At 67.8% G+C, this 24,926-nt stretch carries 26 protein-coding genes; 10 read left to right on the top strand and 16 right to left on the bottom strand.

All coding sequences use genetic code 11. From position 1 onward, the window contains the following. Window positions 1-33: 33 nt before the first annotated feature. The 4 genes from C664_RS02650 to C664_RS02635 form a co-directional block, all read right to left on the bottom strand. Entirely contained in the window at window positions 34-2,031 is a 1,998-nt protein-coding gene (locus tag C664_RS02650; RefSeq protein ID WP_198291469.1) for a M1 family aminopeptidase, read from the bottom strand. A gap of 78 nt (window positions 2,032-2,109) precedes the next feature. Then, window positions 2,110-3,330, bottom strand: coding sequence for a ChaN family lipoprotein (locus tag C664_RS02645; RefSeq protein ID WP_004252941.1), 1,221 nt, complete (start codon window positions 3,328-3,330; stop codon window positions 2,110-2,112). A gap of 78 nt (window positions 3,331-3,408) precedes the next feature. Next, window positions 3,409-4,164 carry a glycerophosphodiester phosphodiesterase gene (ugpQ, locus tag C664_RS02640; protein ID WP_004252938.1) on the bottom strand — a complete coding sequence of 252 codons (756 nt, stop codon included), beginning with the start codon at window positions 4,162-4,164 and terminating at the stop codon, window positions 3,409-3,411. Window positions 4,165-4,198: 34 nt separating this feature from the next. Then, on the bottom strand, window positions 4,199-5,602 hold the full coding sequence (locus C664_RS02635) for an NYN domain-containing protein (protein ID WP_004252934.1): 1,404 nt from the start codon (window positions 5,600-5,602) through the stop codon (window positions 4,199-4,201). A 144-nt stretch (window positions 5,603-5,746) separates the two neighbouring features. On the opposite strand from C664_RS02635, the gene C664_RS02630 reads away from it, so the two are divergent. Together C664_RS02630 and C664_RS02625 are read left to right on the top strand one after the other, a co-directional pair. Continuing rightward, on the top strand, window positions 5,747-6,274 hold the full coding sequence (locus C664_RS02630; protein ID WP_004252932.1) for a superoxide dismutase family protein: 528 nt from the start codon (window positions 5,747-5,749) through the stop codon (window positions 6,272-6,274). Between the two features lie 4 nt (window positions 6,275-6,278). Beyond that, on the top strand, window positions 6,279-6,848 hold the full coding sequence (locus C664_RS02625; protein ID WP_051019106.1) for a hypothetical protein: 570 nt from the start codon (window positions 6,279-6,281) through the stop codon (window positions 6,846-6,848). Here C664_RS02625 and C664_RS02620 read toward each other — a convergent pair. Next, window positions 6,750-7,994, bottom strand: a complete 1,245-nt coding sequence (locus C664_RS02620) for a glycosyltransferase (RefSeq protein WP_004252928.1) — start codon at window positions 7,992-7,994, stop codon at window positions 6,750-6,752. The two genes, C664_RS02625 and C664_RS02620, sit on opposite strands and share 99 nt — an antisense overlap. A gap of 256 nt (window positions 7,995-8,250) precedes the next feature. Between C664_RS02620 and C664_RS02615 the strand changes: the two genes are divergently transcribed. From C664_RS02615 to C664_RS02590, 6 genes are read left to right on the top strand one after another with little or no spacing between them, the layout of a single operon-like run. Beyond that, window positions 8,251-9,060, top strand: coding sequence for a DeoR/GlpR family DNA-binding transcription regulator (locus tag C664_RS02615; RefSeq protein WP_004252926.1), 810 nt, complete (start codon window positions 8,251-8,253; stop codon window positions 9,058-9,060). Further along, window positions 9,057-10,076 carry an ABC transporter ATP-binding protein gene (locus C664_RS02610; RefSeq protein WP_004252923.1) on the top strand — a complete coding sequence of 340 codons (1,020 nt, stop codon included), beginning with the start codon at window positions 9,057-9,059 and terminating at the stop codon, window positions 10,074-10,076. Before C664_RS02615 ends, C664_RS02610 begins: the two co-directional genes overlap by 4 nt. Before the next feature lie 59 nt (window positions 10,077-10,135). Then, on the top strand, window positions 10,136-11,428 hold the full coding sequence (locus tag C664_RS02605) for an ABC transporter substrate-binding protein (RefSeq protein ID WP_004252920.1): 1,293 nt from the start codon (window positions 10,136-10,138) through the stop codon (window positions 11,426-11,428). A 28-nt stretch (window positions 11,429-11,456) separates the two neighbouring features. Next, on the top strand, window positions 11,457-12,353 hold the full coding sequence (locus C664_RS02600) for a carbohydrate ABC transporter permease (protein WP_004252917.1): 897 nt from the start codon (window positions 11,457-11,459) through the stop codon (window positions 12,351-12,353). Then, window positions 12,350-13,234 (top strand): carbohydrate ABC transporter permease, encoded by an 885-nt coding sequence (locus C664_RS02595; protein WP_004252916.1) that lies wholly within the window; start codon window positions 12,350-12,352, stop codon window positions 13,232-13,234. Before C664_RS02600 ends, C664_RS02595 begins: the two co-directional genes overlap by 4 nt. A 25-nt stretch (window positions 13,235-13,259) precedes the next feature. Continuing rightward, a complete protein-coding gene (locus C664_RS02590) occupies window positions 13,260-14,045 on the top strand; it encodes an HAD family hydrolase (RefSeq protein ID WP_004252915.1) in 786 nt (261 codons plus the stop codon). A gap of 5 nt (window positions 14,046-14,050) precedes the next feature. Here the strand turns inward: C664_RS02590 and C664_RS02585 are convergent, their stop codons facing one another. Then, window positions 14,051-14,533, bottom strand: a complete 483-nt coding sequence (locus tag C664_RS02585; RefSeq protein ID WP_004252912.1) for a hypothetical protein — start codon at window positions 14,531-14,533, stop codon at window positions 14,051-14,053. Window positions 14,534-14,728: 195 nt separating this feature from the next. On the opposite strand from C664_RS02585, the gene sstT reads away from it, so the two are divergent. Both sstT and C664_RS02575 read left to right on the top strand, forming a co-directional pair. After that, a complete protein-coding gene (sstT, locus tag C664_RS02580; protein ID WP_004252910.1) occupies window positions 14,729-15,964 on the top strand; it encodes a serine/threonine transporter SstT in 1,236 nt (411 codons plus the stop codon). 8 nt (window positions 15,965-15,972) lie between these two features. After that, a complete protein-coding gene (locus tag C664_RS02575; protein WP_004252908.1) occupies window positions 15,973-16,998 on the top strand; it encodes a threonine aldolase family protein in 1,026 nt (341 codons plus the stop codon). Window positions 16,999-17,034: 36 nt separating this feature from the next. On the opposite strand, the gene C664_RS02570 is transcribed toward C664_RS02575, so the two are convergent. From C664_RS02570 to C664_RS02525, 10 genes are all read right to left on the bottom strand, one after another. Beyond that, complete coding sequence (locus C664_RS02570) at window positions 17,035-17,604, bottom strand: antibiotic biosynthesis monooxygenase (RefSeq protein WP_004252907.1); 570 nt, start codon at window positions 17,602-17,604, stop codon at window positions 17,035-17,037. 133 nt (window positions 17,605-17,737) lie between these two features. Then, window positions 17,738-18,052, bottom strand: a complete 315-nt coding sequence (locus C664_RS02565; RefSeq protein ID WP_004252905.1) for a 2Fe-2S iron-sulfur cluster binding domain-containing protein — start codon at window positions 18,050-18,052, stop codon at window positions 17,738-17,740. 60 nt (window positions 18,053-18,112) lie between these two features. After that, window positions 18,113-18,547, bottom strand: coding sequence for a tautomerase family protein (locus tag C664_RS02560; RefSeq protein WP_004252904.1), 435 nt, complete (start codon window positions 18,545-18,547; stop codon window positions 18,113-18,115). Window positions 18,548-18,606: 59 nt separating this feature from the next. Further along, entirely contained in the window at window positions 18,607-19,368 is a 762-nt protein-coding gene (locus C664_RS02555) for an SDR family NAD(P)-dependent oxidoreductase (RefSeq protein WP_004252903.1), read from the bottom strand. 79 nt (window positions 19,369-19,447) lie between these two features. After that, window positions 19,448-20,506: a 4-hydroxy-2-oxovalerate aldolase gene (dmpG, locus tag C664_RS02550; protein ID WP_004252902.1), complete on the bottom strand. Its 1,059-nt coding sequence runs from the start codon at window positions 20,504-20,506 to the stop codon at window positions 19,448-19,450. After that, window positions 20,506-21,420 (bottom strand): acetaldehyde dehydrogenase (acetylating), encoded by a 915-nt coding sequence (locus tag C664_RS02545; protein ID WP_004252901.1) that lies wholly within the window; start codon window positions 21,418-21,420, stop codon window positions 20,506-20,508. The genes dmpG and C664_RS02545 overlap by 1 nt, the downstream gene beginning before the upstream one ends. Next, the gene (locus C664_RS02540; protein ID WP_269745291.1) at window positions 21,417-21,662 is read right to left on the bottom strand and encodes a tautomerase family protein; all 246 of its coding nucleotides are present in this window, start codon (window positions 21,660-21,662) and stop codon (window positions 21,417-21,419) included. Before C664_RS02540 ends, C664_RS02545 begins: the two co-directional genes overlap by 4 nt. Before the next feature lie 9 nt (window positions 21,663-21,671). Beyond that, a complete protein-coding gene (gene dmpH, locus C664_RS02535; protein WP_004252898.1) occupies window positions 21,672-22,475 on the bottom strand; it encodes a 2-oxo-3-hexenedioate decarboxylase in 804 nt (267 codons plus the stop codon). Continuing rightward, window positions 22,472-23,269, bottom strand: coding sequence for a 2-oxopent-4-enoate hydratase (dmpE, locus tag C664_RS02530; protein WP_004252897.1), 798 nt, complete (start codon window positions 23,267-23,269; stop codon window positions 22,472-22,474). Before dmpE ends, dmpH begins: the two co-directional genes overlap by 4 nt. An 8-nt stretch (window positions 23,270-23,277) precedes the next feature. After that, on the bottom strand, window positions 23,278-24,738 hold the full coding sequence (locus C664_RS02525) for a 2-hydroxymuconic semialdehyde dehydrogenase (RefSeq protein ID WP_004252895.1): 1,461 nt from the start codon (window positions 24,736-24,738) through the stop codon (window positions 23,278-23,280). Window positions 24,739-24,926 lie beyond the last annotated feature (188 nt).

Below are 24,926 nucleotides of genomic sequence, written 5' to 3'. Positions count from 1 at the left end.
CGGCCGGCTGACCGGCCGCATCGGTGCGGCGCATCAGTCACGCCGAACCGGCACCGCCGTGCCCGGCGCGTCCCACACCCCTCGGTCGACGACCCGCCCCGCCTCCGCCACCAGCCAGCTCTGCCCGCCGTAATGCGGCAGCGGGCGCTGGAGCGCAGCCAGCTCTGCGGCGTCCCGTGCCGACGCCACGGCCAGGGTCGTCCCGGCTTCGGTGCGCAGCGTCCAGACCTGGGCACCACCGCGCAGGCCCGGCGTCGGCGGACGCGGCGGCAGGCCGGCCCCGGCCAGCGCGGCATCGACGGCCGCATGCGTACCGACGAGCAGCGTCCCGTCCGCCGGCGTCTTCAGCGCGTCACGCCCGGCCCAGCGTGCAGGACGCTCGAACAGGCGCTCGGCCAGCCCCTGGGCCGCATCGCGCACTGCCCCATCGCCCTCGTTCGCGACCACCACCCGCGGCGCCGGCGCGAGCATCCACTGCCGGAGGATGGGCGGCAGCTGCGCCGCGTCCGGCCGCCGCCAGACCCGCAGTTCGGGATCGAGACGGACGGCCCGCGGCACGCGCGCCACCGGCAACTCGACCGTCTCCTGCGCACGGGACGCAGTGATCCAGCGCGGTTCGACGCCATCGTCGGCCTCCAGGCGGACGGGCAGGTTCAGCACATGCGTCGGCCCGGACTGGCGCACGCTGAGTTGCAGCCTGCCCTCTCCGCCCGCCGCTACGAATCGCGCCTGCTCGATCGTCACCGCCACGCCGCCGGGCACCGTCAGCCACTGGCGGAAGAAGTCGTCCAGCGCACGATCCGAGGCCTGCTCGAACGCCGCCTGCAACTGTGCCCAGCCGGCGATGCGGAAGCGGTTCTGCGCCCAGAACAGGCGGATACCCTCGTCGAAGGCCTCGGCACCGATCAGGTCGCGCAGCATCACGAACACCATCGACGCCTTGCCGTAGCCCACGGCCGCAGCCGCGCCGTGGGTGCGCGAGCGGAAGCTCGCCAGCGGCTGGTGCGCATCGGCCGGCAGCGCGGCGAAATCGCGCAGCCAGCCCAGCCGCATCTCGCGCGCCGCCGCGTCGGATTGCGCTTCCTTGTAGGCGTAGTCGGCCATGAAGGTCGTCAGCCCCTCGGACCAGTTGCCGCGCGCGTAGTCGACCAGCACGCCATTACCCCACCAGTTGTGCAGCACCTCGTGGCCGAGCGAGGTGGCGCGGATGAAGGGCAGGCGCAGCACCTGCTCGCCGAGGTAGGTCAGCGTCGGCATGCCGAAACCGGTGGGCAGCGGGCTGGCGACCACCGAGAACTCGGTGAAGGGATAGGCGCCGATGCGCTCGCTGTAGTGCGCGATGTAGCGGGCACTGTCGCGCAGGTAGGCATCCGCCAGGTCCGGCTCCGCATCCAGCGCGGGCGGGAAATAGGTGCGCAGGCGCAGCGGCTCGGCGCCTGCGCGCGCCACGACCTGTTCGCGCACGACCCACGGCCCGGCCATCAGGTCGATACCGTCCGCGGCATGGGGGAACTCGAAACGCGCGCGGTAGGTGCCCCCTTCCTGTCCATTGGCCGGCGGGACCGTCTCCTCGACCAACCGCCCGGGCACGACCACGCGCTGTCCGCCGGGCACGCGGACGTCGACGCGGTAAGCGAAGGTCTCGGCCGGCCGCGGATACCACGCGCCGCCTGCGGGCAGGTAGCTGCCCGTCTCCGCGGCCATCGGCGGCAGGCCTTGCAGCACCTCGCGATGGTCGAGCCGCGCATCCAGCGCCGGCAGGGTGCCGCCATAGCGCAGGCGCAGCGTGCCATCGGCTGGCAGCCGGATGCGCCACGCCTTCAGGGCATCGCGCGCGCCGCCACCGGCCCGCTCGACGCGCATCGGCTTGCCATCGACCTCCGCCGACAGGATGCTCAGGCTCGAATGCAGCAGAAAGCGGAAGTCGCGCTCGGTCGGGTGCAGCGCCGCATCGACCTGCAGGCTGCGCCGCGCCGGGTCAAGGTCGACCTTGAGCGATATCGGCCATGTGTCGGCAAGCGCCGGGCGCATCACCCCCAGCAGAAGGACCGCGGCGATGAGGCCCCGGGACAAGCCACGGAGGACGTCACGCACGACAGCGCCCTCCACTCACTTGCGCGCCGGGAAGCGCACGACGAAATCGAGTGTCTCCTTGTCGCGCCGGAGCTTCAGCGGCAACCAGGTACCCGGCGGCTGTGCCCGCACCAGTGCCGCGAGCGCACCCGAGCGCTTGAGCGGCGCGCCGGCCGCATCGACGATGATGTCGCCGGCACGCAGGCCGGTATGCGCGGCAAGGCTGCCGGCGGTGACCTCGACGATGCGCACGCCGTCGCGATGGTCTTCCATGCTGATGCCCAGCCGGGGCGGCGGGGCTGGCGAGCGCACCGGCTCCGGCACCGCGAATACCGCATCGGCCAGCCCGGCGACGACCTCCGCGCAGGCGGTCGATGCAGCCAGCGGCAGCAGCTGTCCGACTTCGGTCGTGCCCAGCGCCTTGAGCTGATGCGCGACGCCGTGGCCGAAGCGCACATGGCCGCTACCCATGATGCCGACCGCCAGCGGCGCACGCCCTTGCGCGCTGCTCGCCTTGTCGCGCGCCGCCACCAGCGCCTCGGCCATGGCCCGGTCCCAGGCCAGTTGTGATTCGACGAAGTTGCGGAAGGCAGGCTCGTCGCGCGACGCCTCCTTGTCGCCACGGCCACGCATGCGCGCATGCTCGCGGTGGATGCCGAACAGGAAGTCCACATAGGCCGACGGCGGCTCGGCAGCCCGCCCCACGCCCTCGCGTTCCGCCTCGGGCACGCCGTCCCAGCCACGCGTGGCGATGCTGCGCGTCAGGCCCTGCTCGACATTGAGCGCCACCATGGGCACGCGGTTCAGGCGCGCGAAGTGGAACAGGGGCAGGTAGAGCTCGGCGGGCATGCTCCACACCTTGTCCCACTCCGCCTGATCCAGGAACTGGCGCTCGGACAGTTCGCCCGCCACCCATCGATCCAGCACCGGCTGCACGCGGCGCGGGAACATCTCGAAGCCGATCACCATGTCCGGGCGCTGCGCGTGCAGTGCTGCAAGCATCTGCAGTTGCCAGCGGTGATGGTCGGCGTCGTCGTGCTGTTCGCCGAGCAGGACCACCTCGCGCTTCGCCATCGACGCCACCAGCGGCGCAACTGGCGCTCCCGGCCGCACGCCGTCGGCATCGAGTGCAGTCCAGCCGCCGGGCTGCAGGCAGGCGGGCCCGTCAGCGGCCGCAAAGCTGGGGGCCGCAGGCAGCACCGCAATGAGGAGCGCAATGCGGAGGTGGCGGGAGAAAAGCAATCGGGCAACGTTCATGACCTGCGTCTCGACGGAACAATGAGTGCGTAGAACACGGCTGCCATGGCGAGTTCCGGCATCGCTCCGCGGCCCTGGTCAGCTTGCCGGATCGAAGTGATCCACACGGTCGGTAATCAGGCCGTGCACCCCGATCTGCCGCAGGCGCCACGCCTCGGCATCGTCGTTGACCGTGTAGGCGAGCACCGCGAGCCCTGCCGAACGCAGCCAGGCTTCGAAGCGCGCAGTGATCAGCGCGTGGTGGGCGACGACCGCAACGCAGCCCAGCCCCAGGGCGAGGTCAACGCAGTCGGGCTCGAGCCGCTCGATCAGCAGCGCACGCGGCAACGCTGGCGCACCTTCTTGTGCGCCGCGCAGGGCTTCGATGCGAAAGGAGCTCAGCAGCGGCGGCAGGCGGCCGCGCCAGTCGCGCTGCAGCGTCCGGGCGACGACGACGCCGGTCTCGAATTCGGTGCCCGGCGTCGGCTTGAGTTCGACGTTCAGCGCGCAGTCCTGCGCCTCGCAGAAGGACAGCACCGCCTGCAGGCTCGCCAGCGGCTCGCCGCGGAAGCCCGGCGAATGCCAACTGCCGGCATCGAGCCGCGACAGCGCCGGCCAGTCCAGGCCGGCGACACCCCCCTTGCCGTCGGTGGTGCGATCCAGCACATCGTCATGCAGCAGGAAGGGCACGCCATCGGCGCTCAGGCGGACATCGCATTCGAACATGCGATAGCCGTGGGCATGGCCGAGGCGAAAAGCCGCCAGCGTGTTCTCCGGCGCAAGCTGGCCCGCCCCGCGATGGGCGATCCAGCGCGGATAAGGCCAGGTCGCGGCATCGATCGGCAGTTGCATCATGTCGCGCTCGAGACGGATGGCGTGGCGTGCGAGCTCAGTGGCCTTCGCCCGCGCCCTCCGCCGGCTTGCGGGTGCGGCGGCGGGTGGCCGGCTTGTGCGGTTTGGGGGTCTCGGCCTCGGCAGCCGGTGCCTCGGAGGCCTTGGCCGGCGCTGCGGCCGGTGGCGGCTCGACCGCAGCCGGGGTGGCGGCGGCCTTGCCGCTGCGCTGGCTGGTGCGCGCACGTCCGCTGGACGGCTTGCGCGCGCGGCTCGCCGGCTTCGCCTCGGTTTCGACGGGCCCACTGGCCGTCGGCTCCGCCGCCTTGTGCACGACGGCCTCGCCTTCGACGGCAGCGGGGGCTGCAGCCAGCGGCGCCTCGACCTCGGCCACCGACGACGGAGCGGGCTCCGGCGCCACGGCAGGCTCGGTCACGGGCCGCAGTTCCTCAGCCGACACCTCGACCGCGCCCCTGCCCTTGCGCCCGCCCGCCGCTCGCCCATCCCCACTCTTGCGCCCAGCCGCGCCACGGGCTGCGCGGGTCGGCTCGGCGGCGGGCGCCTCGGCCGCCGGCGTTTCGGCTGCCCTGGTTTCTGCCACCTTGGCTTCAGCTTCGGCTGGCACCACGTTCAGCGCGGGCTCGGCCGAGGGGCGATAGACATACGTGCCCGACTTCTCGTCGCGCCCCACCGCCAGCAGGCCGCGCGACTGCGCCTCGTCGAGCAGGTTGCCGAAGGCGCGGAAGCCGAAGTAGCTCTCGTTGAAATCCGGCTTGCGACGCTTGATCGCTTCCTTGAGCATCGAGGCCCAGATCTTGCCGCTGTCGCCGCGCTCGGCCATCAGCGCGTCGAATGTCTCGACCGCGATCTCGATCGCCTGGCCGCGACGCGCCTCGAGCTCCTCCTTGCGCCGCTTTTCCTCTTCCGGCGAACGCTTCGTCGCGGGCTGGGCGTCGCGCGCGTCGCGCCGCGCGGAACGCTGGCTGTCACGCACCAGGTCGTCGTAGAAGATGAACTCGTCGCAGTTGGCGATGAGCAGATCCGAAGTCGATTGCTTCACGCCGACGCCGATGACCTGCTTGGCGTTCTCGCGCAGCTTGGACACCAGCGGCGAGAAGTCCGAATCACCGCTGATGATGACGAAGGTATCGACATGCGACTTGGTGTAGCACAGGTCCAGCGCATCGACGACGAGGCGGATGTCGGCCGAATTCTTGCCCGACTGGCGCACGTGGGGGATCTCGATCAACTCGAAGTTGGCCTCGTGCATGGACGCCTTGAAGCTCTTGTAGCGGTCCCAGTCGCAATAGGCCTTCTTGACCACGATGCTGCCCTTGAGCAGCAGGCGTTCGAGCACGCGCTTGATGTCGAACTTCTCGTAGTTGGCGTCGCGCACGCCAAGGGCCACGTTCTCGAAGTCGCAAAAGAGCGCCATGCTGATGCTGTCGGCGGAGGACGCCATGTTCTTCTCCCTGGATGTTGGGCGCGATGTTACGGCCTGTGGCCGACCCGCGCCACCCAAGCGTGCGTTGCGTGGGCGCTGGCTTTACCTGTCCGGAATGCTGACTATCATCATAGTTTCCCCCACAACAACGAGAGACCGATCATGAACCTGCCCCGCCTCCTTGCCACCTGCGCCCTGCTGACCCTGGCAACGGCCAGCCATGCCACCGAACGCGCCGGCGCCTCCATCATCGATCGCCAGGGCCAGACCGTCGGCACGGCGACCCTCGTCGAAGGCCCGCAAGGCGTGATGATCCACCTGACAGCGAAGGGCCTTCCGCCCGGCCCCAAGGCCATCCACATCCACAGCGTGGGCACCTGCGACGACGCGGACAAGGGCTTCGTCGCCTCGAAGGGTCACCTCAACCCGGATGGCCGCAAGCACGGCCTGATGAACCCGGAAGGGCCGGACGCGGGCGACCTGCCCAACCTCTTCGTGCATGCGGACGGCAGTGTCGAGGCCGAGCTGTACACCCCGCTCGCCAGCCTCGACGGCCGCGGCGGACGCGCGAAGATCCTTGACGAGGACGGCGCGGCACTGGTGATCCACGAAAACCGCGACGACCACGCGACACAGCCGATCGGCGGGGCCGGCGCGCGTGTCTTCTGCGGCGTGATCAAGGGCGACTGAGGCGATGCGGCTCAGGCGCGCGCTGCTCGCGCTGCTGCTGACGGCACCGCTCACTGCGCTGCCGTCGGCGCAGCGCACGCCGCTTCCGGCCGGTCAGGGCCAGCCCGTGCAGCTGGCCCCCGACGGCGTCGGTCCGGTGACGCTGGGCCGCGACGTGCATGACGCGGCCCGCATCGCGGCAACGCTGGATCCTGCGGCGGCAGCGGTGGGGCCGGGGTGCGACGCGCGTCCGCAGTTCGGGCTGCAGGTCGGTCTGCCGCAGGCGCTGGGGCGCGCGCCGGCCAGCGTGATGGCCATGGCCGGTGCCGACGGCCGCATCGAGGAGATCGTGCTCCAGCCCGCGCACGGCAGGCTGCGCACATCGAGCAGCGCAGCCTGCCGCGATGCCGCCGAGGCCTTCGCCACACGCCTGACAGGCGCCCTCGCGGCGTTCAGCGCCGAACCGATGCGGGCGGGCCCGATGACCGACGAGCACTCACTGCGATTCGCGGGCGGCGCCCGCGTGTCCGCGCGCTGGTTCCGCGGCGGTGGCGACTGCGACGTCGCCCTGCATTTCGGCGCGCCGAACGGCTGAGGCGCGCTGCAGCAGACCGGCGTAGAGCTGCGCCATGCGTTGCGCCATCGCGGTGTCCGACCAGTGCTGCGCGTATTTCCGCGCTTCGGCGCCCAGGGCGCGCAGGCGCGGCTCATCCGCCACCAGGCTGGCCAGTTCGGCGCCGAACAGCCCAGGGTCGGCGGGCGGCGAGACGCTACCGCGTCCGGGCTGGAGAATGTCGATGGTGCCCATCTCCGCCAGCGCCAGGACCGGCACGCCCGCCGCCATCGCCTCGAGCAGGACCAGCCCCTGGGTCTCGGTGCGGGACGCGAAGACGAAGACGTCGGCCGCCGCGTAGCACGACGGCAAGGCCTCACCACGGTCGAGATAGCCGATGAAACGCACCGCGGCGTCCAGCCCCTCGCGACGCACGCGGCGGCGCAGATCCTCCAGCGCCGGCCCCTCGCCCGCGATCAGCAACAGCAGATCGGGACGCGCACACAAGGCGTGGCGCAGTGCATCGAGCAGGAAACCGATGTTCTTCTCGTGCGCGACGCGACCGACGAAGAGCGCCACCGGCTGATCCGCGGCAATCTCGTGCTCCATGCGAAAGCGCGCGCGATCGCCGCCGCCGAGCGCAGCCAGCGGAATCCCGGTGGGCAGCACGTGCATCGGGGCCTCGACGCCGTAGCCGGCGAGACGCTCGCGCATCGCCGTCGACGGCACCACCACCGCATCGAGCGCATTGCACTGGCGCCGCGACCTGGCGCGTGCCTGACCTCTGAGCCAGCCCGCAGGCAGGAAGGGGGCGTAGTGCTGCAGGTATTCCTCGAACAGCGTGTGGTAGGTCGCCAGCACCGACCGATCCAGCTTGCGCGCAGCGGCAAGCCCGGCGTAGTGCGCGACGAAGGGCGTCTGGACGTGGATGAGGTCGCAGTCCCGCGCGGCGTGCAGCACCGCCGCGTGCATCGCCCGCCAGCCCACCAGCCTGTCCTCGCGGTCGCCCGGCACCGGAACGCCACGCACCCGGGTCACCCCATTCTCCGGCACGTCTTCACCGTATGCCGGCACCACCAGACGCACCTCGACACCATAGGCCGCCAGCGTTCGGCGAAAGGTTTCGATGGAAGTCGAGACCCCGTTCACGCGGGGGAAATACACGTCGGAAACCATCAGCACACGCATGGACGCCCCTCCTGGGTCGATTGGGCGGCGCATCCCGTTCATGACGGACCGCTCGCCCCGCTGGCAGTCGCGGCCTGCGCCGCACCTGCCCGGACACCACAGGCTAGGTGACGCACATGAAGCCCGCGTGACGGCGTCCGGCGGCGCACCGCAGCGTCTCCACCCGCGGTTTCACACTGCGATCACATTTGTGCAAACGAACGGCAACACGCGCCCTTCAGGATTCGAATGAAAACCGACTCCATTCGAATCAGCGATGACCCCACCCACCCTTGATGCCCGCGAACGCCAGATCCTCGAGCAGGTCCTGCGCAGCGGCTTCGCCGGAATCGACGATCTGGCGCAGCGCTTCGAAGTCACCCCGCAGACCATCCGGCGCAGCGTCAACCGCCTCTGCGAACAAGGCCTGCTGCGGCGCGTGCATGGCGGCGTCGACTCGCCCCGCCACGGCAACCTGCCCTACCCGCGCCGCCAGATCCTCAACCTCGATGCCAAGCGCCGCATCGCCAATGCGGTGGCGGCCTTCATCCCGGATGGCGCCAGCTTGTCGATCGGCATCGGCACCACGCCGGCCCAGGTCGCGGTGGCACTGCGTGCCCACACTCGCCTGCGCGTGATCACCAACAGCCTCAACGTCGCCACCGCGCTCGGCGGCAACCCGGGCATCGAGGTGACGATCGCCGGCGGCCCCTTGCGCCCGACCGACCTCGATGTCGTTGGCAGCGGTGCGGTGAGCTGCTTCTCCGCCTTCAAGACCGACTTCGCGGTGTTCGGCGTCGGCGGCATCGACCGCGACGGCACGCTGCTCGACTTCGATGTGGCCGAAGTCGCCACCCGCCAGGCCATGGCGGACAACTGCCGCACCAGCCTGCTCGTGGCTGACGCGAGCAAATTCGGTCGCCCCGCGATTGCCCGCGGCGGCCGGCTCGGCGATGCCGACCACCTTTTCATCGACGGCCCGGTCCCGGCCGACTACCTCGGTGCACTCGATGCCGACCGGCCCCGCGTACACGTCGCAGCCAGTACCGAGACCCCCGCCCGTCAAACCGGAGAAACCTGCTCATGAGCGACGTTCATCTGAACGCGGTCGTCAAGAACTGGGGCACGACGCGCGCTGTCGATCGTGTCAGCCTGCACGTCAATTCGGGCGAACTCGTCGCCCTGCTCGGGCCTTCGGGCTGCGGCAAGTCGACGACGCTGCGCCTGATCGCCGGCCTCGAGGCCGCCGACGAGGGCGAGATCCACATCGGCGGACGCGACGTCACCCGCCTGCCGCCGGCCCAGCGCGGCGTGGCCATGGTGTTCCAGTCCTACGCGCTGTTCCCGCACCTCACGGTCGCCGAGAACATCGTGTTCGGGCTGCAGGTCCGGCGCGCACCGGTGGCCGAGCGCAAGCGCCGGCTCGACGCCGCCGCAGAACTGCTGGGCCTGGGCGCGCTGCTCGACCGCCGTCCGGCGCAGCTGTCGGGCGTCCAGCGGCAGCGCGTGGCGCTCGGACGCGCGATCGTCGCCGAGGCGGCGGTGTGCCTGATGGACGAGCCGCTGTCGAACCTCGACGCCCAGCTCCGCCAGCAGATGCGGCAGGAGATCCGCGCGCTGCAGCAGCGCCTGGGCATGACCCTGATCTACGTCACGCACGACCAGACCGAAGCCATGACCATGGCCGACAAGGTCGTGCTGATGCGCGCCGGCCGCATCGAGCAGCACGGCAGCCCGGCCGAACTCTACGAGCGCCCGGCCAGCACCTTCGTCGCCGGCTTCATCGGCTGCCCGGCGATGAACCTGCTGCCCGGCGCCGCCGCGCGCGCCGGCGATCCGGCGGACTCGATCCTGATCGGCGTGCGCCCCGAGCACATCGCCCTGTGCGAACCCGGGCGCGGACTGCCTGCGCAGCTCGAAACCATCGAGTACCTCGGCGCCGAATCCATGCTGATCTGCCGCCACGACGACGCGCACCGCATCACCGTGCGCATGCCCGGCCGCGTCACCGCCGGCATCGGCGAACGCGTCGGCCTCGTCTGGCCGACCGATGCCGAACACCGCTTCGCCCGCGACCACGGGCGCCGCGTGGCAGGCACATGAACGCGCGCGCCCTTCCTCCCGACTTCCCCTCCCGTTCCATCCACCAGGAGCTTCCCCGCATGAGAAAGCTGTTCTCCGGACTCAACCAGATCGCTGCCGGCCTCGGCATCGCCCTCAGTGTCGCGGCCACCCCGGCCGTGGCGACCGATCTCACCTTCTTCTACCCGGTTGCCGTCGGCGGGCCGGTGACGAAGATCGTCGACGACATGGCCGCCGCGTTCGAGAAGGAACACCCCGGCATACGCGTCAAGCCGGTGTATTCCGGCAGCTATCAGGACACCATCACCAAGGTGCTGACCGCGAGCAAGGGCGGCGATGCGCCGCACGTCTCGGTCCTGCTGTCGACCGACATGTACACCCTGATCGACGAAGACGCCATCGTGCCCTTCGACGAACTCGCCCGCAGCGACGAGGACCTCGCCTGGATGCAGGGCTTCTTCCCTGGCTTCATGAAGAACAGCCAGACCGGCGGCAAGACCTGGGGCATTCCCTTCCAGCGCTCCACCGTGGTGATGTACTGGAACAAGGACCTGTTCAAGGCGGCCGGCCTCGATCCGGAGCGTCCGCCGCAAAACTGGCAGGAACTCGTCGACTACGGCCGGAAGCTGACCCAGCGCGACGCCAGCGGCAAGGTCACCACCTGGGGCGTGCAGGTGCCCTCCTCCGGCTTCCCCTACTGGCTGTTCCAGACCTTCACCACGCAGGCCGGCGTCGAGCTGATGAACGCCGCGGGCACCCAGACCTACTTCGACAAGCCCGAGGTCATCGAAGCGCTGCAGTGGTGGGTCGAGCTGTCGCGCAAGCACGGCGTGCATCCGCAGGGCGTGGTCGAATGGGGCACGACGCCGAAGGACTTCTTCGAGCGCAAGGCCGCGATCATCTACACCACCACCGGCAACCTCACCAATATCCGCAACAACGCCGGCTTCGACTTCGGTGTGGCGATGCTGCCCGCGGGCAAGCAGCGTGGAACGCCCACGGGCGGCGGCAACTTCCATGTCTTCAAGCGCGCCACGGCCGAGGAACGCGAAGCCGCGATGAAGTTCGTCAAGTGGATGACCGCGCCGCAGCGCGCCGCCGAATGGGCGATTGCCACCGGCTACGTGGCGGTGTCGCCGGCGGCCTGGGAAACCGACACGATGAAGAAGTACGTGGCGGACTTCCCCGCTCCCACGGTCGCGCGCGACCAGCTGCAGTACGCGGTGGCGGAGCTGTCGACGCACGAGAACCAGCGTGTGACGAAGGCGCTCAACGACGGCCTGCAGGCCGCGCTGACCGGCACCAAGACCCCGGCCCAGGCCATGCAGGACGCCCAGCGCGAAGCCGAGCGCATCCTGCGCGCCTACCGCTGACGCGAAGCCGCCCGCGGAGCCCGCAAGCATGACTGCACACCCCCTCGGCAACGGCGGCCGCCTGGCCGCGATACACGGCTGGCTGCTGCTGTTGCCGGCGGCGGTGCTGCTCGCCGCCTTCACCCACTACCCGGCCGTCGCCACCTTCTGGCACAGCCTGTTCACCACCCCGCGCGGCAACCGTCCGGCGCGCTTCATCGGCGCCGACCACTACCGCGACATGCTGGCCGACCCGATCTTCTGGACCGCGCTGCAGAACAACCTGGTGTTCGCCGCCGGCACCATCCTGCCCTCGATCGCGCTCGCCATGGCGATGGCGCTGTGGGTCAATGCGCGCATCGCCGGCCGCGGCCTGCTGCGCCTGGCCTATTTCACCCCCACGGTGCTGCCGATGATCGCCGTGGCCAACATCTGGCTGTTCTTCTACACGCCGGACTACGGCCTGTTCGACCAGCTGCGCGGCCTGTTCGGCCTGCCGGCGGTCAACTGGCTCGGCAGCGGCGACACCGCACTGGGCGCGGTGATCGTGGTCACGGTGTGGAAGGAAGCCGGCTTCTTCATGATCTTCTACCTCGCCGCGTTGCAGCAGATCCCGCCCGAACTGGGCGAGGCCGCGCAGCTCGAAGGCGCCAGCCGCTGGCAGCGCTTCTGGCGCGTGACCTTCCCGCTGCTGATGCCGACCACGCTGTTCGTGCTGATCAACGCCACCATCAACGCCTTCCGCCTCGTCGACCATCTGTTCGTGCTGACGCGCGGCGGCCCGGACAACGCCACGTCGCTGCTGCTCTATTACATCTACGAGGTCGGCTTCAAGTTCTGGGACCAGGGCTATGCCGCCGCGCTGACGATGGTGCTGCTGTCGCTGCTCGCAACGGTGGCGCTGCTCAAGTTCTTCTGGCTGGAACGCAAGGTGCACTATCAATGAGCGAATCCACCCAACTCACCCGCGCCCTCGTGCGCCCCATCGCCTCGCCGGCCCCATCGGGCCTGCTTGCCGACGGCCGCATCGACCGCATGCTGAACACCACCGGCGCCTGGGCGCTGGGCATCCTGTGGCTGGCCCCCCTGTTGTACGCGGTGTGGACGGCCTTCCATCCCGGCGCCTACTCGACGCGCTTCGATCTCCTCGCGCCGCTGACACTGGAGAACTTCCGCGCCGCCTGGGCGGCTGCACCCTTTCCGCGCTACTTCCTCAACACCAGCATCCTGGTCGCCACCATCCTCGCCGGCCAGCTCGTGCTGGGCACGCTGGCGGCGTATGCCTTCGCCCGCTTCAGCTTCCCCGGGCGCGACATCGCCTTCGCGCTGGTGCTGATCCAGCTGATGATCATGCCCGACGTGCTGGTGGTGGAGAACTACCGCAGCATCCACGCGCTCGGCCTGGTCGACACGATCCCGGCGATGGCGCTGCCCTACATGGCCTCGGCCTTCGGCATCTTCCTGCTGCGCCAGACCTTCAAGACGATCCCGCGCGAACTGGAAGAAGCCGCGCGCATCGAGGGCTGCGGCACGCTCGGCATCCTGTGGCGGGTGTATGTGCCGCTGGCCAAACCCACCTACCTCGCCTACGCGCTGGTGTCGATGAGCCATCACTGGAACAATTTCCTGTGGCCGCTGATCGTCACCAACACCGTCGAAACGCGCCCGCTCACCGTCGGCCTGGCGGTCTTCGCCGGCACCGACCAGGGCATCGACTGGGCGATCATCACTGCCGCCACGCTGCTGGCCTCCAGCCCGCTGCTCATCGCCTTCCTGCTGTTCCAACGCCAGTTCGTGCAGAGCTTCCTGCGCGCAGGCATCCGTTGACCTGCCACATCCCGCCACGCCCTTCATGCCCAGCCCCGAAACCCCTTCCCCCTCGATCGCGCTCTTCGACCTCGACCACACCCTGCTCGCCGGCGACTCCAACGAACTCTGGCTGGGCTTCCTCGCCGATCGCGGCCTGATCGACGCCGCCGCGGTCCTGGCCCGCCAGGCGCACTACCTGGCCGACTACACGGCAGGACGGCTCGACATCCTCGCCTACCTCGAATTCCAGCTCGAGCCTCTCGTTGGCCGCAGCCTGGAATCGCTGCAGCCGCTGCGCGAGGCCTTCGCCGCCACCCAGCTCGCGCCGCACATCGCACCGGGTGCCGCTTCACTGATCGCGCACCACCGTGCGCAAGGACAGCGCTGCGCCATCGTCTCGGCCACGCATCGCTTCCTCGCCGAACCGAGCGCGCGCCTGCTCGGCATCGACAGCCTGATCTGTACCGAAGCCGAAGTGGTCGACGGCCGCTTCACCGGCCGCATCGACGGCGAGCCCTGCTTTCGCGAGCGCAAGATCGGACACGTGCACCGCTGGCTGGCGACACTCGGTCTCGATCCCGCAAACACGCTTTCGCACGCCGGGTTCTACTCCGACTCCGCCAACGACCTGCCCCTGCTCGAGGCCGTGGGCCGTCCGGTGGCGGTGGATGCCGATGCGAGACTAACCGATGTCGCACGCGAACGCGGCTGGCCGCAGCTCTCTCTCGGCGGCGAGGCGGCGTCAACGCCCTCCTCGTTCGCGGCGTCCGCCAAGCGGGCCGGCGGCAGCGCCCTGCCTCGTGGGACGGCGCCGGCCATCAGCCGTTGATCGGATCAGGCCAGCGCCAGCATCCTGCGCAGGGAACCCAACAGCACATCCGCCTCCTGATGACCGTCGCGTGAGGCACGCATCGCCATGTGCCAGCGGGCACTCAGGGACAGGAGTTCGCCGCGGCTTTCGGCCGACTCGATCTCGCGCGCAAGGGTCTTGCCAAGCAGGCCGAGGTGGCGCATCGCGCTGTCGCACATCAGCGCGCGGGCATGCTGCAGCACCGACGGATCGACCACCGGCGCGGCGTCGGGCTTGCTGACCTGAGGTGGCGCAGAAGGATTCCTGATCAGGCCGGCGGCCTCGAGTTCGGCGAGTTGCGCGGCGACCGCATCCGCGCCAAGCAGGTTCGCGAGTTGCGCCGCATCGCGCTCACCATCGATCAGGATCAGCAGGCGGCGCAGGTTCGCGGGCAGGCGCAGGCTGCGTGCGGCAACTTCACGCACGCCGGCCTCGGTCTTGACATAGGTAACCCGCAGCGCTGACATGCCCCGACTCCCAATGAATGCACAAACGGCGGGGAGCCTAGGCGATCAAGGTTACGGGCGTTTTGCGTTGCGCCCCATCGCCCCGCGACATCCCCTCGGATTTCACGCATTCGCTGCGAATTCCGCCCCGAAATCTCCGCTCGCACCGCACAATTCCGTTCTTTGACCGGATCCCGCCTCGCGCGGTGTCACTCCATGAACATGGCACGCCCCTCCGTCCTGCAGCGCATCACGCGCGCAAGCCTCATCAGCCAGATCGCAGCCAGCTTGGTGCTTGGCATCCTTCTCGCGGTCTTCGCCCCGTCCGCGGCGGCGTCGGTCGCCCTGCTCGGCGACGTCTTCGTGTCGGCGCTGAAAGCCGTTGCCCCGGTGCTCGTCTTCGTACTCGTCGCCTCCGCGATCGCCAGCCACCGCCACGGTCAGCCCACGCACATCCGCCCGGTGCTGATCCTCTACCTGATCGGCACGCTCGGCGCGGCGCTGGTGGCGGTGGTCGCCAGCTTCGCCTTTCCGACCACGCTGATCCTCGACGCACCGCAGGCCGCGGGCACGCCGCCGGGCGGCATCGTCGGCGTGCTCAAGAACCTGCTGCTGAGCGCGGTCGCCAATCCGGTGAAAGCGCTGATGGAGGCCAACTACATCGGCATCCTCGCCTGGGCCGCCGCGCTGGGCATCGGCCTGCGCCATGCCACGGAGAGCACGCGGACGCTGCTGGTCGACGTCGCCGACGCGGTGTCCGGCATCGTGCGCATGGTCATCCGTCTGGCACCGCTGGGCATCTTCGGCCTGGTCGCGAGCACGCTGGCCGACACCGGCCTGGGCGCCCTGCTCGACTACGGCCGGCTGCTGCTGCTCATCGTCGGCTGCATGCTGTTCGTCGCACTGGTGATGAACCCGCTGATCGTGTTCTGGAAGATCCGCCGCAACCCCTACCCGCTGGTCTTCACCTGCCTGCGCGAGAGCGCGACGACTGCGTTCTTCACCCGCAGCTCGGCCGCCAACATCCCGATCAACCTCGACCTATGCCGTCGCCTCGACCTGCACGAGGACACCTACTCGATCTCGATTCCGCTCGGCGCCACCATCAACATGGCGGGCGCGGCCATCACCATCACGGTGATGGCCCTCGCTGCCGCGCACACGCTGGGCATCCAGGTGGACCTGCCCACCGCGCTGCTGCTCTGCATCGTGGCCTCGCTCGCGGCCTGCGGCGTGTCGGGCGTGGCGGGGGGCTCGCTGCTGCTGATCCCGATGGCCTGCGCGCTGTTCGGCATCGAGAGCGACGTGGCGATGCAGGTGGTGGCGATTGGCTTCATCATCAGCGTGGTGCAGGATTCGGTCGAGACCGCACTCAACTCCTCCACCGACGTGCTGTTCACCGCCGCCGCATGCACGGCGCCGGCCCCGAAGGGCGCAGCCGAAACTGCCTGAGACCGACGATGCAGCATTTCGCCAGTGACAACTACGCCGGCATCTGCCCGGAGGCGCTCGCCGCGCTGCAGGCGGCCAACGCCGGCCACGCCCCCGCCTATGGCGAGGACGAATGGACGCAGCGCGTGTCGGACCGGCTGCGTGCCCTGTTCGAGACCGACTGCGACGTCTATTTCGTCTTCAACGGCACCGCGGCCAATTCGCTCGCGCTCGCCTCGCTGTGCCAGAGCTATCAGAGCGTGATCTGCCACGAGATCGCCCACGTCGATACCGACGAGTGCGGCGCGCCCGAGTTCTTCTCCAACGGTGCCAAGCTGCTGCCGGCACGCGGCGCCAACGGCAAGCTCACCGTCGATGCGGTGACCGAACTGATCACGCGGCGCAACGACATCCACTACCCGCGCCCGCGCGTCCTCACGCTGACGCAGGCCACCGAAGTCGGCACGGTGTATCGGCCGGACGAGATCGCCGCGCTTGCCGAACTGGCGCATCGCTACGGGCTGCACGTTCACATGGATGGCGCGCGCTTCGCCAACGCCACCGCGTCCCTGGGCCTCGCGCCGGCGGAATTCACCTGGCGCGCAGGAGTGGATGTGCTGTGCTTCGGCGGCACCAAGATGGGCCTGCCGGTGGGTGAGGCCGTGGTGTTCTTCGACCGCAAGCTGTCGGAGGACTTCGCCTGGCGTTGCAAGCAGGCGGGCCAGCTCGCGTCCAAGATGCGCTTCCTGTCGGCGCCCTGGCTCGGCATGCTGGAGGACGGTGCCTGGCTGCGCCACGCCGCCCACGCCAACGCGATGGCGCAGCGCCTCGCTGCCGGCCTGCACGGCATTTCCGGCATCCGCCTGCTGTTCGAGGTGCAGGCCAACGGCGTGTTCTGCAGCCTGCCCGAGCCGGTGATGAGCGGCCTGCGCGAGCGCGGCTGGCGCTTCTACACCTTCATCGGGACCGACGGCGCCCGCTTCATGTGCGGCTGGGACACCCTGCCCGAAAGCGTCGACGCGCTGCTGGCGGACATCCGCACGCTGGCGCGCTGAACGCGTCGCGTCAGAGTCCGCGCCCGAACGCCATGCTCAGTCGCGGCGCGCCGGATTCAGCCAGCCGCGCATCAGTCGCGTCAGTCGCGGCATCACCAGCCAGGTCATGGTCATGACGATCAGCGCGGTCAGCAGCGCCGTGCGCAGCAGGAAAGGCAGGCCCTGCAGCCAGGGCGCGACGAACCAGAGGAAGAAGGACACCGTCGGGAAGATGCCGAGCCAGGTCACCAGCGCCATCCGCGCGCGCGGCGGATGCATGCTGGCGGGCACGACGGCGGGCTCGAACCAGGCTTCGAGGCCGCTCATCTTGCGGAACTCGGGTTCGCCCTCGGCCACTTCGCGCAGGCGCTCCAGGCAATGGGCGCGCGCGGCGCTGCGGTCCCATTCGTCGAGCTCGGCCTCGGAGGCAAAGCGGGTCACGATCTGATACTCCCCGTCGGGCACCTCCGGCGGAATGACGTCGCCACCGAGGAAACCCTTGTGGGCACTCATCTTCGCCAGCATCTCGCGCAGCCGCTCCTCGTATTCGCGCTCACGCCCTGCCTGCGCGCGCCGGCGGGCGATACGGGTGACGCGGGCGGAAGATGCTCGCGTATGCGTGTTCATCGGTCCTGGTTCTCCAGAGTGTCCAGCGGGATTGGGACACGATCAAAAAAGAACCCCGGAACGCTTTCGTTCCGGGGCAACGTTACCGCCGAGGCAGGAGGAGGAGAGGCCCATCGGCGGACGATCAACGTTGTTACCCGCCAAGCTTACCGCACACCCCTTTCTGCATCTTGCCAACGACGCTGAGCACCAGATCGCTCTCAGGCAGGACGCGGCACGCCAGTACGACACCACCCGCCTGCTCGTCGACACTGACATGCTGCCTGCTCATGGCGCGGCAATGATACTGCCCCGCGGTGATGTGTACCTTGCACACGCCGCATCCACCACCGCGGCAACCCAAGGGAATGCCGCGCCGCCCCAGACGCGCCATCCCTTCCAGCACCGATTCGTCATCGCTGCAGTGGTAGTGCTCTCCCGTATCCGCAATCAGGATGTCGTGTCGCATGAAAGCTCACCGATGTTCACTGAGGCCATCCACCAATCTTCGGTTTGAACGCTGCGGCACTCATGAGACCACGCCGCTGGAGGCGCGCTCCGCCCTCGCGCGAACTTCGTCAGCTCTCAGCACACTGGCAGGCCTGCCGCCAATCGCCCAATCCTCGGGGGGCACCCGGGTGCAGCTCCCGCGCACGAGTTCGCGGTCGACACCCAGCACATCGACGAGGATGTCGGTAAACCCGGCGAGCAGTCTCTGCCGTTCTTCGAGCGGCCTGCCCTCCAGAACGATGAAATCGAAGACCGGCGCATGCAGGCTGTTCTCGCTGACCAGTTCTCCGGCCACCAGAAAGCGTTGCGGCGCGTGGTGCGTGATTAAGGCACGAACCCGATCCGCGGGCGCCCGCAGTACCTCGCAATAGAGTCGCGAGGCCGATTTGAGCAAAGCCGCCTCCTGCTCGGGCGTAGCCCTGCCTTCCACCAAGTGAAAATTGACAACAGGCATCGTTTTTTCTCCTCCGTTCGAGCCGACGCAATCGACCGGCTTCGCATCATCACCGCGCGTCAGGGCAATCCGCGCCTGCGCCCCGCGTCGAGCATCAAGGTTCCGCCGGTCATGGCATCCGCTTCGGGGTCGAGCAACATTGCTACCGCCCAGGCGACCTGCCCCGGCGTCGTGAATGCGCCAATGGAGGACTCGGCCCGCATCTGCGCCAACACCTCTTCGACCGCCACGCCCAGCAAGGCGGCTCGGTCCGCCGCAACGCGATGCAGCCGTTCGGTTTCGGCAGGCCCCGGTGCGATCAGGTGCGCAGTAACGCCCCTCGGCCCACAGGCAAGACTGAGCTGTCGCATCAGGTTCACCAGCGCAGCGTTGGCAATGCCCGCAGCCGCCGCATAGGCGGTCGGCTCGAAGCCGTAATGCCCGCCGATCGCCACGAGGCGCGAGCCCTTCACGAGCCGCTGATCGACAGCGCGCGCCAGCCTCAGCATGCCTCCGACCTTGATGTTGACCGCCTCAACGACGGCAGCCGTCGGCGCGGACAGGATCCCGCCGGCAACGGCCACGCCGGGTCCATGCACCACCATCCGCACAGGGCGGTCGAGCGTACGGGCGATGCGCTCGATCGCGTCGTCCGACGCAATGTCCGCGACGCACGTCCGCACTCGATCATCCTGGGCTGCAAGGCCTTCCAGCGCCGCCGCCGTCCGAGACACCGCGATGACGCCAAGCTGTCGCTCACGAAGGCGCGCGACAATCTCCTGTCCGAACGCCCCTGTCGCGCCAACGACGACCGCCAATTCCGAACAATTCTCGAAGCTCATGCCTGGTTCCTCCTTGCGTCGTATCGATCCAGTCTCCCCCTCGGCGCCGGCGCGCCCTAGCACCGAGGGGCAAGCGGTCTCAAGCGGCTGCGCCGTCCTTGATCAGCCCGCGCTCCTTGGCCATGGTCATGGCGGTATCCATGATCATGTCTTCCTGGCCGCCAATCATCTTCTTGCGCCCGAGCTCGACCAGAATGTCGCGCGCCGGCACGCCAGTACGCTCGGCTGCACGCTTGGAGTGGAGCAGGAAGGTGGAATACACGCCGGCGAAACCCAGCGTCAGCGACTCGCGATCGACGCGCACCAGGTGATCCATCATCGGCACGATGATGTCTTCAGCGGCGTCCATCAGCTTGAACAGATCGACGCCGGTCTCCATGCCCATGCGTTCGCACACCGCCGCGAACACCTCGAGCGGCGTGTTGCCCGCACCAGCACCCAGCCCGGCCACCGAGCCATCGATACGCGTTGCGCCCGCCTCGATCGCGGCAATCGAATTGGCGATGCCCATGCCCAGGTTGTGGTGGCCATGAAAGCCGATCTCGGTCTCGGGCTTGAGCACTTCACGCAAGGCACTCACGCGCGCTCGAACATCGTCCGGCAGCATGTAGCCCGCAGAGTCGGTCACATACACGGTATGTGCGCCGTAGGACTCCATCAGCTTGCCTTGCGCCGCAATGCCTGCCGCATCGTTCAGATGCGCCATCATCAGGAAACCCGTGGTGTCCATGCCGAGCTTGCGTGCGAAGGCGATGTGCTGCGGCGAGGTGTCGGCCTCGGTGCAGTGTGTCGCCACATGCACGCTGCGCGCGCCGGCATCGTAGGCGGCCTGCAGCTCCTTCATCGTGCCTAGCCCAGGAATCAGCAGCACGGAGACCTTGGCCTGCTTCATCTTCGAGGCGACCGCAGAGATGTACGCCTCGTTACTCGCCAGCGCGAAACCATGCTGGAGCGAGTTGCCACCCAGGCCTGCGCCATGGGTAACCTGAATGTAGGGGATTCCGGCTTCGTCCAGCGCGGTGGCGACCTTCACCATCTGCTCGACGCTGATCTGCTCACGCTTGGCATGCATGCCATCGCGCAGACACATGTCGTGCAGGATGACCTTGCGGCCCTTCAGAGCGTTCGTTGCGGTCATCACGCAGCCTCCGTCGCTTTCAACTTGATTTTCCCGGCCAGGATTTCCTCGGCGAACATCTCTGCGGTGCGCGTCGCTGCCGCGGTCATGATGTCGAGGTTGCCGGCGTATTTCGGCAGGTAATCGCCCAATCCGGCCACTTCCATGAACACCGAAACCTTGTTGCCTTCGTAGATCGGGCCATTGACCAGCCTGTAACCCGGCACGTACTTCTGCACCTCGCCGATCATCTTCAGGATCGACTCGGTGATGCGCACGTGATCCGGCTCGTCCTCGGTCAGGCAGTAGATCGTGTTGCGCATGATGAGCGGCGGCTCGGCCGGATTGATGATGGCTAGCGCCTTCCCCTTTTTCGCCCCGCCGACCACCTGGATCGCGTTCGAGGTGGTGTAGGTGAATTCATCCAGATTGGCGCGCGTGCCCGGCCCCACCGACTTCGACGCCAGGCTGGCGACGATCTCGGCGTATTCGACACCCTGCACGCTCGAAACCGCATACACGATGGGGATCGTGGCCTGGCCCGCGCAGGAGATCATGTTCACGTTCATCTCGACGCGGTCGGCGTGCTCGCGCAAATTCACCGGCGGAACGCACAGGGGGCCGATGGCCGCCGGGGTGAGATCGATCATCATCACGCCCAGCTCGTTCAGCTTGCGGCTATTCTCGGCATGCACGTAGGCGCTGGTGGCGTCGAAGGCAATCTGGATGTTGTCATCTAGGACGTGGGGCAGCAGCCCATCCACGCCATCTGCGGTGGTCTTCAGTCCCATCTCGCGTGCCCGCGCCAGACCCTCGGAGTTGGGATCGATACCCACCATCCAAACCGGCTCGAGCACTGGGCTACGCTTGATCTTGTAGATGAGGTCGGTGCCGATGTTTCCGGAACCGATCAAGGCACATCGAATCTTCTTCATGGTTTCTGCTCCTGCAATGCGGCGCGAGGCTGTCGCTCGGCGCGTTCCGCCATCGTGATTCCGGCCACGAAGAACTCTTCGCCGCGGTGCTCGGTAATGAGAATTCTCACGGTCTCCGGACTGCATTCCAGGCTGCGCGCCACCGCCTCGGTGACCGCAGCGGCGACCTTGCGCTTTTGCTCACCCGTGCGGCCCTGCATCATGTGCATTTCGATGATTGGCATTTGTTGTCTCCGACTCAGTCCTGAGGCTTACTCGACAAAGCGCATCGACACGCTGCCAAGTTCCTGGAAGCGGGCAGTCACGCTGTCACCCGCCTTGACCGCCACCGCTTCGGTGATCCCGCCACTCATGACGAAACTTCCTGCGGGCAGGTCTTCACCCAGCTCGGCGAGGATATTCACCAGCATGGCGATGGCATCAGCAGGATGGCCCAGCACCGCTGCCGATGCGCCCATGCCGACGATCTCGCCATTTTTCTCCATCACCACGCCCAGCGTGCGGAGGTCGAGTTCATCAACGTAGCGGGCCCGCCCGCCGCCGACGAATCGCGCCGACGAGCCGTTGTCGGCAATCACGCTGGCGAGGTCAAACTTGAAGCCCGAAAAGCGCGAGTCGATGATCTCGACTGCCGGCAGAACGTAGTCCGTTGCGTCAAGCACGTCCTGACGCGTGCAGCCGGTACCGGCCAGCGTCTTCTTCATTACGAACGCCACTTCGCACTCGACGCGCGGATGCACCAGGTCGGACGTCGAGATCGCAGCGTTTTCGGGGCGCGCCATGCGATCGGTGAGGAAGCCGATCGACGGCACGCTGACCCCCATCTGCTGCATCTTCGCCTTCGATGTAAGCCCCGCCTTCCAGCCCACCAGCTTGTGGCCCTTGGCGATGAAGCGATGGCGCAGTTCGTTCTGGACCGCATACCCATCGCCGATCGTCATGCCGGAATATTCGTCGGTCAGCTTGGGGATGGCGTAGGCCCGGGTCTGCGCGCCTTCGACGCGCTCACAGAGGCGAACGATGTCCTCGCGGGACAATGTTGTGTTCATGCTCATACCGCACTGCTCCCGGAAAACTTGACGCGGCAGCTACCGAGGCCGCCCACCGTGCACACCAGTTCGTCGCCATCGACGACCGGCACCAGGGCCGATTGCGAGCCCGACAGGATCACCTCTCCCGCCTTGAACGGTATGCCGAGCTCGCCAAGCGTATTGGCAAGCCAGGCCACGGCGTTCGCCGGTGAGCCCTGGACCGCCGCACCGACACCGGTGGAGAACACCTCGCCATTCTTCTCAAGCACCATGCCGGCAAGGGTGATGTCCAGCTTGCGCGGGTCGCCCTTGGTCTTGCCAAGCACATAGACGCCGCACGAAGCGTTGTCTGCCACGGTGTCCTGGATCTTGATGTTCCACGCCGTGACGCGCGAATCGACGATCTCGAAACAGGGCACGACGTAGTCGGTGGCGCGGATTACGTCCATCGCGGTGACGCCTGGCCCCTTCAGGTCTTCCTTGAGCACGAAGGCCAGTTCGGCCTCGGCCTTGGGCTGGATCAGGGTGTCCAGGTCGATGGTGTCACCTTCCTGATAGACCATGCCCGAGGTCAGCATCCCGAAGTCGGGCTGGTAGACACCAAGGAAATCCTGCACCGGCTTGCTGGTCGCACCGATCTTCTTGCCGACGATGGTCTCGCCTGCGGCGAGGCGTCGAGCAACGAAGCGCTCCTGGATTCTGTACGCATCAGCGATGGTGATGTCGGGCTCCCGCTCACGTAGAGGAGCGACCGTGCGGCGATCGCGCCAGCACTCGTAAAGCTCGTCGCCGTACTGCTTGATCTTGCTGTCGTCCATGATTCGCCTCAGAGCTTGACGCAGACGTTGCGCGTCTCGGTGTAGAACTCGAGCGAATGCACACCGCCTTCGCGCCCGATGCCGGACTGCTTCGAGCCGCCGAACGGCGTGCGCAGATCACGCAGGAACCAGCTGTTCACCCAGGTGATGCCAACCTCGATGCGTGCGGCCATACGGTGACCACGCGCCAGGTTTGTGGTCCAGATGGTGGTCGACAGACCATAGACGTTGTCGTTGGCGAGATTGACAACTTCATCCTCGGAGTCAAAGGGACGGATGTGGCAGCAAGGCCCGAAGATCTCCTCGCGCACAACGGCGGCATCGTCAGACAGGCCGGTCCAGATCGTCGGTTGCACCCAAGCCCCATCCGCCAGCTCGCCCGCCATCTCGGGAACCCCACCGCCGGTCACGACGGTTGCGCCCTCCTCCACCGCCTTGCGGTAGTAGGACAGCACCTTCTCGCGGTGCTCGTGGCTGATCAGCGGACCGTAGTTGGCGTCGTGATCCTCAGGCCGCCCGTACTTCACCGCCTCGGCCCTGGCCTTCAGCGCCTGCACGAAACGCTCGAAGATCGGCCGCTCGACATAGACGCGCTCGGTTCCGAGGCAGACCTGCCCGGTGTTGAGGAAGGACGAGCGGAAGATGCCTTCCACCGCAGCATCGAAATCGCAGTCGGCGAAGACGATGCCGGCATTCTTTCCGCCGAGTTCGAAGGACACGTCGCGCATGCCTTCCGAGGCTGCCTTCATGATCGCCGTACCGGTTCGGGTTTCGCCGGTGAAGGTGATCGCGTCGACGCCCGGGTGCTGGGTCAGGAACTCACCGGCCGAATCCGGCCCGAAACCGTGCACGACGTTGTACACGCCCTTTGGGATGCCGACCGTGTTCATTACCTCGCCCAGCAGCGCCGCCGTCTGTGGCGACTCCTCGGACGGCTTGACCACCACCGTGTTACCGCACGCCAGCGCAGGCCCGACCTTCCAGGTCATCAGCATGAAGGGTGCGTTCCACGGGCAGATGACGCCGATCACCCCCTTCGGCACGCGCATCGCGTAATTCAGCGCGCCGCGCCCGTCCGGCGTCGCCATCTGGAACGACTCGGACGCCACATTTTTGATGACGTCGGCGAATACCTTGAAATTGGCGGCACCACGCGGAATGAACACATGGCGCATTACATGGCTGGGCTGACCGGTGTCGGCCATCTCGGCGGCAACGAAATCCTCAAAACGCCGCGTGATCTCGTTGGCAACGCCATACAGAAGATCGACACGCTGCTCTGTCGTCAGCCCGCCCCACTCGCCCCGCAGCGCGTCACGCGCGGCCTTGACAGCAAAATCGACCTCGGGACGCCCCGCCTCGGTGACGGATGCTATGACCCGATTATCGAGCGGCGAGCGCTTCTCAAAGCGACGACCGGAAGCCGAGGCCTGGTACTGGCCAGCGATGAAGTTTTCTACAAGACGCATGGTCCCCCCACATATGAAGTTGTTAGCCAGTCCGTCCGGGTTCCCCGTCGAACACCGCCCAGAATCACCGTGTCAGGGTCCCGAACTGCAGCTTGAATAAGAGTCTAGGAAAGACGAGAAATACCGTCTAATACTTTGTTATCACATCATTAATACCTATTAGGTATGTATTAACGACAAAAAAAGAG

Origin of the sequence: Thauera sp. 63 (genome assembly GCF_000310165.2) — a bacterium.
Taxonomy (GTDB): Bacteria; Pseudomonadota; Gammaproteobacteria; order Burkholderiales; family Rhodocyclaceae; genus Thauera; species Thauera humireducens.
The sequence above is the reverse complement of the archived record's forward strand: the minus strand, read 5'-3'. Positions and strand labels throughout refer to the sequence as shown.